We start from the raw sequence: 351 nt of genomic DNA, 5'->3' as shown, positions 1-351 counted from the left end.
CGCCCAGTGCGACCCGAACGTGATCGTGGTGCGCAATCCGCTTTGGGCGGAAGGGATGTCGACGTCGTTGCGGGCGGGCGTCGATGCGTCGTCCGGGCACTCGACGGTGGCGTTGACCGTGGTGGACTTCCCCGGAATCACCGCAGAACTCGTGCACACCGTGCTGTCGGCCCACGAACCGGGAACGGTGACGCTGCCGGTGTTCGGCGACCGCCCGGGCCATCCCGTCGTGTTCGACCGCGCCGACGCGGTCGCCGCCGCCGCGCAGGCCACCGGCGACGAGGGCGCCCGGTCGTTCCTGGCACGCAATCGCGACCGCGTGCGACGTCTCGACTGCTCGTCCCTCGCCGA

At 71.5% G+C, this 351-nt stretch carries 1 protein-coding gene; it reads left to right on the top strand.

The features are described 5' to 3' along the window. Positions 1–28 precede the first annotated feature (28 nt). Positions 29–351: NTP transferase domain-containing protein (locus I0Q12_RS09940; RefSeq protein WP_307846151.1), on the top strand; the 323-nt coding region annotated here is incomplete at its 3' end.

This window comes from Rhodococcus sp. CX (assembly GCF_015865005.1).
Taxonomy (GTDB): domain Bacteria; phylum Actinomycetota; class Actinomycetes; order Mycobacteriales; family Mycobacteriaceae; genus Rhodococcus.
This window is presented reverse-complemented; position numbering and strand designations above follow the sequence as displayed.